6 protein-coding genes are annotated in these 7413 nt (G+C 69.1%); 2 read left to right on the top strand and 4 right to left on the bottom strand.

Translation table 11 applies throughout. The features are described from left to right. Window positions 1-28 precede the first annotated feature (28 nt). Window positions 29-421, bottom strand: coding sequence for a hypothetical protein (locus RJ05_RS10570; protein WP_036536255.1), 393 nt, complete (start codon window positions 419-421; stop codon window positions 29-31). A 228-nt stretch (window positions 422-649) separates the two neighbouring features. On the opposite strand from RJ05_RS10570, the gene RJ05_RS10565 reads away from it, so the two are divergent. Next, window positions 650-1432, top strand: a complete 783-nt coding sequence (locus tag RJ05_RS10565) for a M50 family metallopeptidase (protein WP_051016414.1) — start codon at window positions 650-652, stop codon at window positions 1430-1432. Here RJ05_RS10565 and RJ05_RS10560 read toward each other — a convergent pair whose 3' ends face one another. Further along, window positions 1433-2215 (bottom strand): siderophore-interacting protein, encoded by a 783-nt coding sequence (locus RJ05_RS10560; RefSeq protein ID WP_036536253.1) that lies wholly within the window; start codon window positions 2213-2215, stop codon window positions 1433-1435. A 150-nt stretch (window positions 2216-2365) separates the two neighbouring features. On the opposite strand from RJ05_RS10560, the gene RJ05_RS10555 reads away from it, so the two are divergent. Beyond that, window positions 2366-3589, top strand: coding sequence for a phthiocerol/phthiodiolone dimycocerosyl transferase family protein (locus tag RJ05_RS10555; RefSeq protein ID WP_036536250.1), 1224 nt, complete (start codon window positions 2366-2368; stop codon window positions 3587-3589). Here RJ05_RS10555 and RJ05_RS10550 read toward each other — a convergent pair. Both RJ05_RS10550 and RJ05_RS10545 read right to left on the bottom strand, forming a co-directional pair. Beyond that, window positions 3570-5018: a metallophosphoesterase gene (locus tag RJ05_RS10550; RefSeq protein WP_199780091.1), complete on the bottom strand. Its 1449-nt coding sequence runs from the start codon at window positions 5016-5018 to the stop codon at window positions 3570-3572. The two genes, RJ05_RS10555 and RJ05_RS10550, sit on opposite strands and share 20 nt — an antisense overlap. Before the next feature lie 82 nt (window positions 5019-5100). Next, on the bottom strand, window positions 5101-7206 hold the full coding sequence (locus RJ05_RS10545; RefSeq protein WP_036536247.1) for an AMP-binding protein: 2106 nt from the start codon (window positions 7204-7206) through the stop codon (window positions 5101-5103). Between the last annotated feature and the right edge of the window lie 207 nt (window positions 7207-7413).

Here is a 7413-nt window from a genome sequence, read left to right as displayed (position 1 = left end):
TGATCGCCGGCGAACACCCAGGCGCGCTTCAGGCGGACCCGTGCGCCGAGCGCAGCTGCGCCACGTAGGCGCGCGAGACCGCCGAGGTCAACGTATCGAGCAGGTCGACGATGAGGCATTCGTCGCTGCCGCCCATCCCGAACCCGAGCCGCCGACGGCCCGGGTCGCCGAGACCGAGCCCGGTCTTGACGCTGTCGTGGATGACATGCTGGATCGCCTCCAGCGGCACCTGTTCCCTGGCGCAGCGCGCGGCGGCCCGCTCCAGCCGGGCCATCACCCGCCGCGACGACGGATCCGAATCATCGAGCAACACCAACGCCATATCGAGACCGAGTCCGAGCGCGGTCCCGAAATCGCTTTCCGCGCGCCGCGCTACCGGGGAGTCCCGCGCCGCCGTGTCATACGGGACGTCCTCGCTCATCGCATTCCCTCCACCGAACCACCATCGACACCGTCGAACGTATCCCGGTCTATCCGGCGAACCGGCCACATCCCCCGTACTTCGGCAATCCGCCGAATCGACGCGCCACGGAATTGTGAAACGTCCCATTCACACATATCTCGCTTCGTGGTGGCGACAGTGCGGCAACCGCCCGCCGCCCGGTCTCGGCGTGCTGCGGCGTCCGGCCGCGTCGATTAGGGTGCGTCGGTGGATACAGCCGAATTGGTCGACCGTGGCAGCTCGATCGCGGATCGACTGACGACGACGCAGGCGGCGCCGCCGTCGTGGTTGGTGCTCGGCGCCGCCGCGGTGGCGCTGGTCCTGGTGGGATACGGGCCGCTGTGGCGGCTGACGCGCAATGTGGTGACAATCGCCCACGAAGGCGGGCATGCGCTGGTGGCCCTGCTCACCGGACGCAGGCTCAACAGCATCACCCTGCACTCGGATACCTCGGGCCTGACGGTCTCCAGCGGGAAGCCCTATGGCCTCGGCATGATTTTCACCGCGCTGGCCGGATATCCGGCTCCGGCGCTGCTCGGCCTCGGCTTCGCCGCCCTGCTCGGCGCGAATCGGATCACGCTGATGTTGTGGATCGCGATCGCAGCGCTGGCCGCGATGCTGATCATGGTGCGCAACGTGTACGGCGTCGTCTCGGTATTCCTCACCGGCGCACTGGTTTTCGGCGTGTCCTGGTTCGGCTCGGACACCTTGCAGGCCGGCTTCGCCTACCTGGCGACCTGGTTGCTGTTGCTGGCGGGCATCCGGCCCGTCATCGAGTTGCAGCGCACCCGGTCCGGGCGGCGGTCGGCCGAGTTGACCACCGACGCCGACCAGCTCGCCCGCCTGACCAGGCTGCCCGGGCTGCTGTGGGTGCTGGTGTTCGCCGCGATCAGTCTCGGCGCGCTCACGCTGGGCGCGGGGTTGTTGCTGTCGGCGACGGCAGGCATCTGCGTGCCGGTGCTGTCGGGGAGCACCTGCCCGGCCGGCTGATCAGGCGTTGTCGCCGGATTCGGCGGCGGCGAGTTCGCGCTTCCAGACCCGGAAGCTCTCTTCGGTGCGGCCGCGCCGCCAGTAGCCGGAGATCGAGGCGAATTCGGCGGGCACCCCGCGCTCCTTGCGGATGTAGCGGCGCAGGTTGTGCATCACCGCCTGCGCCTCGCCGTGGATGAACACACCGGCTTGTCCGGGCAGCCATTCGGCGTCACGGACCGCGGCGATGATCGGGGCGTTGTCGCCGGCCAGGTCCTCGCCGACCTCGTGGGCCGCGCCACCGCGATGGACCCAGTGCACGTCGAGCTGGGCCTTGGAAACGAAGGCGATCTCATCGGCGGCGTCGGCGACCTCGACGAACACCTTGGCGATCGCGCCGTCGGGCAGCGCCTCCACCGCCGCCGAGATGGCGGGCAGCGCCGACTCGTCACCGGCGAGCAGATGCCAGTCCGCATCCGCGCGCGGGGCATACGCGCCGCTCGGGCCGAACATCGTGATCTGTTCGCCCACAGTCACATTCGCCGCCCACGGGCCCGCGATGCCCTCGTCGCCGTGCACCACGAAATCGATCGCGATGCGGCGGGCGATCGGGTCGACCGAGCGCACGGTGTAGGTGCGCGCCACTTCGCCGTCGGGGCGATCGAAGAGCAGCTTGACGTAGGCGTCGGTGAATTCGATCGGGGTGAAGTCATCGAAGCCGGGGTCGCCGAGATGGACCCGGACGAAATGCGGGCCGATCTGTTCGGTCCCGACCACGGTCAAGGTCGTGCGCTTCCTGGCCATCCAGCCTCCCTCGACGAGTTAGGTTTACCTAACCGAACGATACACGAGCCGTCGAGCGACCCCGATGTGACTGTATCGCGGCCATGAATTTCCCGGCAGCCCCAGCGTTTTGGGATAGTCTCACAGCAGGTCACCGGGGAAGGCATTGATATGACCGCTGCCACTGTTTTGCGTCCGTTGGCGCCGAGTGAGCAAATTTTCGCATTCGCGGAGGTTTTCGTCGGATATTCGGCGCGGGTCCGCGGTCGGCTGGATCCCGGCGCGCTCGCGGTGGCCTTCGAGGCGGTGCTGCGGGCACATCCGATGCTCGGTGCGCGGCTGGCACCGGTGGACGATCTCGGGCACGTCCTGCTCGCCCCGGACGGCGAGGCTCCCGAGCTCACCATGGTCGACGGAGTGCCCGAACAGCTGCTCACCGGCGCGGACCCGGACCAGCGCCGGGCGGCGTGCGCATTATGTGTGGTGCGCGATGGCGAGCACGCGAGCGTGACGCTGCTGACCCACCACAGCATCGCGGATGCGGTGCATTCGCTGGCGATCTTCGCCGAGCTGTGGCGCTGTTACCGGGAGGCCGCCGCGGGACGCACGCCGGTGGTGCCGCAACGGCCGTATCCGGCGTCGGTGGAAGACCTGCTGACCGCGCGCGGGATCGTCAAACGCCCGGTTCCCGACGCGCTGCTGCGCCCGCCGGCACTGTCGGCCCCGACCTCGGCGGCCGAGGACCCCTACCCCGCGCTGATCACCACCCGCTGCCGGCTCAGCCGCCCCGCCACCACCGCACTCGTCGATCTGGGCCACCGGACCGGGGTCACCGTGCACGGACTGGTGTCCGCGGCGCTGCTGCTCACCGAAGCCGCGACCCGCGACGTGCCGATCGAGCAGCTGCATTACGCGTATTCGGTCGATCTCCGGCGCAGGCTGAGTCCGCCGGTCGGGGCCACCGAGGCGACCAATGTCCTCGGCTACACCTCCTACCGGGCGGGCCCCGGCACCGAACCCGGGCTCGTCGGATTGGCCCGTGACATCGGCGCCGCGTTGCGGGCGGGACTGGATTCGGGGTTCATCCAGCAGACGCCATTACAGATTCCCGAGATGCCGCCGACTCCGCAGGGCACACTGATCGCCACCAACTGGGGCCGCATTCCACATCTGGCCACCCCGGACGGCCTGCGCATCACCGATTTTCGGTCCACGATGATCGCCAAACGCGACCGCACCGGGCGGCGATTACCGCAGCCGGGCGGCGGCACCATCATCATCAGCACCTTCGACGATCAGCTCAGCGTCGAGGTCCATCATCCGACCTCGTTCCGCGACGAACAGTTGCCGCGCCTGGCGCGCATCGGCGCGCTGCTCAACGAGGCGGCGGGCTGATCCGATCCCGCACGGTGCGCAGCTCGAGCACCGTGATGTCCGACGGAGCGGCCACCCGGACCGGCGGACCCCACGCGCCCGCGCCGCGGGTGACGTAGAGCTGGGTGTCGCCGTAGCGTTCGAGGCCGGCCAGCGTCGGGTTGGCGAGATCGGCGATGAGGTTGCCGGGAAAGAGCTGCCCGCCGTGGGTGTGGCCGGACAGTTGCAGGTCGACGCCGTGGTCGACGGCCTCGTGGATGACGACCGGCTGGTGGGCCAGCAGCACACACGCGCGCGTGCTGTCGCGGCCCGCCAAGGCCGCCGCGACATCGGGACCGCGCCCCTCGGCCTCGCCTTCGACGTCGTCGACCCCGGCCAGGTCGAATCCGGGCAGTTCGACGCGAGTGTTCATCAGCACCCGCATGCCCAGTTCCTGCACATGCTCGACCCATTCGTCGGCGCCGGAGTAGTACTCGTGGTTGCCCGTGACGTAATAGGTGCCCAGACGCGAGCGCAGATCGGCCAGCGGCGCGACCGTCGAGCGCAGGTCGGCGACCCTGCCGTCGATGAGGTCACCCGCGACGGCGATCAGGTCCGGGTCGGTGCCGTTGACGGCGTCGACCACCCGCCGGGTGAACGAGCGGCCGAGGGCCGGGCCGACATGCAGATCGCTGACCAGGGTGATCCGGAAGCCGTCGGCCTCGGCAGGCAGCTTCGGCAGCAGGACCGTCATCCGTTTCACGGCAGGCCCGCTGAGCACGTTGTAGGTGCCGAGCCCGACGGTTCCGACCGCGGCGGCCACCACCGCGCCACCGAGGACGCGGGAGACGAACAACCGCCGTGGGAGCGGATCGACCGCGCCGGTGCCGGCCCCACCTGCCCGCGCCGCCGGTTCGACCGCAGTGTGCGCCGATTCGGCTTGCGCCACAGCCCGAGGTGATCCGGTCGCCGCCGCGGCCTGCGGCAGCGGAAGTTCGGAAGGCGCGTGTGCCGACCCGGATGCCGTCGTGACCTGCGTCGATGCCGATCCATCGGCCGCCTGCGCCGGCCCCGCGCCGTCTCGCATGCCCGGCTGCTCGCGGTCGGTTCCCGCCCCTGCGCCACCCGCCGGCTCCCCGCCGTCGCCGCGCACGCCGTCGTACCAGCGCATCACCAGCGGCCGCAGCAGCTCCCCGACCAGCACACCGATCAGCAGATAGATCACCAGTGCGGCCCACAGGAAGCCGGGCCACGCCACGATCCGCACGAAACCCATGGGGGCGCGGGCGAATTGCGCGACCAGCGCCGCGACCATCAGCACCGCTCCGACGACGATGACGGCGGTTCCGAGCCACCAGCCCACCGAGCCCGGCCGGGTGGTATCGCGGACCAGACGCCGCCACAGATACCAGTGCAGCGCACCGAGCACCGTCAGCGCGAGCAGACCCATGAGAACCGAGACGACGATCACTGGCGCCTTTCCAACATGCCGGGCATTCGCGTAGAAGAACCTACGCGATGGCGCCGCATGCCCGCAGGGGCACCTACCGCGCTTACATCGGACCGGGCAGCGCCAGCCTACCGATCGCGGGCGGGCGTCCTGGGCCGCCGCCGTCGGTCAGCAGGCGCTTGAGGATCTTGCCGGTTTCCCCGCGCGGCAGCGCACTCAGGAAGGTGACGTCGCGAGGCACCGAGAACCGGCTGAGCCGGTGCCGGATATAGGTACGGATCATGTCCGGATCCAGGCCCGCGCCTTCGCGTTTGACCACGAAGGCCGCCAGCCGCTGGCCGAATTCGTCGTCGGGGACGCCGACCACGGCGACCTCACTGATCTGCGGCAGGTGCGACAGCGCCTCTTCCACCGGGCGCGGGAAGACGTTCTCACCGCCCGAGATGATCATCTCGTCGTCGCGTCCGGCGATGAACAGCCGGCCGGACACATCGAAATAGCCCAGGTCACCGGTATCGAGCATGCCGTCGGCCTCATCGGGCGGCGCGGCGTTGACATAGCCGTCGAACAGCATGTGATTGCCGACGAAGATGCGCCCGGCCGCGCCGACCGGCACCGGTTTGCGGTCCTCGCCCAGCACCGCGACCTTGGTGCCCAGCGGTGGCCTGCCCGCGGTGGTCGGTGAGGTGCGCAGATCCTCCGGTGTGGCCACCGACGCCCAGCTGACCTCGGTGGAACCGTAGACGTTGTAGAGGATGTCGCCGTAGAGGTCCATGAATCGCAGCACGGTGGCCCCGGCCAGCGGCGCACCGCAGCTGACGACGTGGCGCAGGCTGGAGGTGTCATAGCGCGAACGCACCTGCACCGGAAGATCCATGATGCGTTTGACCATGGTCGGCACCACGATCAGGGTGACGACGCGATGTTCCTCGATGCGGCGCAGGCAGTCCTCGGCATCGAACTTTTCCGGCAGCACCACTGTGGAGCGCAAGGCAGTGCTCAATTGCAGCCCGGCCAGGCCCCAGGTGTGGAACAGCGGGGCGGGAATGAGCATGGCCTCGTCCATACCCAGCGGGATCCGCGACAGCAGCGCGGCGATGGTGCCGAAGCCCTTCGGATGTGGGCGGCGCGCGCCCTTGGGACGGCCGCTGGTCCCGGAGGTGAGCACGATCAGCCGGCCGGGTTGGCTCGGGCGGCGGAACTCGTACTGCCCCATGGCGATCAGCTCGTCGATGGTGGTGCGGTCGGGCAACGGCGGCCTGCCGTCGGTGTTGTAGCGGGGGACGTCGGTGTGCAGATAGCGGACCAGTTCTTCGAGTTCACCGTCGACGAACAGCGCCGAGAGGCGATGCCGCTGCACGATTTCCTCGATGCGCCGCCCGGACAGACCCGAATTGAGCAGGGCCACATCGACGCCGAGCTTGCCGGCGGCGACCATGGTCTCCACCATGCCCGCGTGGTTGTTCGACAGCAGCCCGATGGCGTCGCCGGAGGTGAGCCCGAGCGATCCCATGGCGCCGGCCAGGGCGTTGGTGCGTTCGTGCATCTCGGCGAAGGTGCGGGTGCCGCGATCGTCGGCCACGGCGATGTGGCCGGGCGAATGGTCCGCCCCCGCGGCGTAGCCGCCCGCCAGGTTGAAACCCCATTTGCTCAGCGACCGAAGCTGTTTCACGGCCACGTCCGGACGTCCGGTGTTGACCACGCCGGTGGTCATGACCTGGCGCAGCACGCCGACCTGACGCCGGACCGGCGAGTTCTCCCCGTTGACGACCACGGAGGTGCGCGCACCGCGCACAATGTCTTCGATGCGGCGCAGTCCGGCCTCGGTCCACGCGGTGATCGCGCCGTTGGACAGCTTCGCCAGCTGCGGATGCATCCGCCCGGGGCTGAAGTAGGTGACGCTGACACGGGTGCGCTCGCCCTCCCCGCTCAACCGGACAGAGGCGAAACTGCCCTGCATCGGGCTGTGCAGCTCCATGCTCTCGTACCAGCGGCCGATCGTCACCCGGATCTGGTGGATGCGAATGCCGGTGTCGGGGGTGCCGACTCGCAGTTCCAGCAGTGGGTTGCGGTCGGGCACGTCCAGGCGTTCGGCGGCGCCGATGCCGGCGAACACTCGTGGATAGGTTTGCGCGTCGAGCAGTAGATCCCATACTGCTGCCCGGCTTGCCGCCAATTCAGCGACCACATCGATGACGTCGGTAACCAACTGCGTACATCTTCTCGTCGGCCCGCAACGAACAACTCGGGTCGGCGGGTAGCTACTGTGTAACGTCAGTCACAATACAGCGGGGTTGTGGTTCCCACCACCACCTTTCGGCGTCACCGCAGCCGCCTGCGAGGGGCCCCGAATCCTGTTGCCCGAAGTTCACCACGGCTTTTGCGTCGATCCTCGATCGCGCGCTTGGCCGTTCCC

It is taken from the genome of Nocardia cyriacigeorgica NBRC 100375 (genome assembly GCF_000308555.1).
GTDB classification, from domain to species: Bacteria; Actinomycetota; Actinomycetes; order Mycobacteriales; family Mycobacteriaceae; genus Nocardia; species Nocardia cyriacigeorgica.
Note: the sequence above shows the minus strand (reverse complement) of the source record. Positions and strands in the feature narration are given on the sequence as shown.

Coding starts and splice junctions, on each gene's coding strand:
- RJ05_RS10570 (WP_036536255.1), bottom strand. CDS start 421: ATGAGCGAGGACGTCCCGTATGACACGGCGGCGCGGGACTCCCCGGTA.
- RJ05_RS10560 (WP_036536253.1), bottom strand. CDS start 2,215: ATGGCCAGGAAGCGCACGACCTTGACCGTGGTCGGGACCGAACAGATC.
- RJ05_RS10555 (WP_036536250.1), top strand. CDS start 2,366: ATGACCGCTGCCACTGTTTTGCGTCCGTTGGCGCCGAGTGAGCAAATT.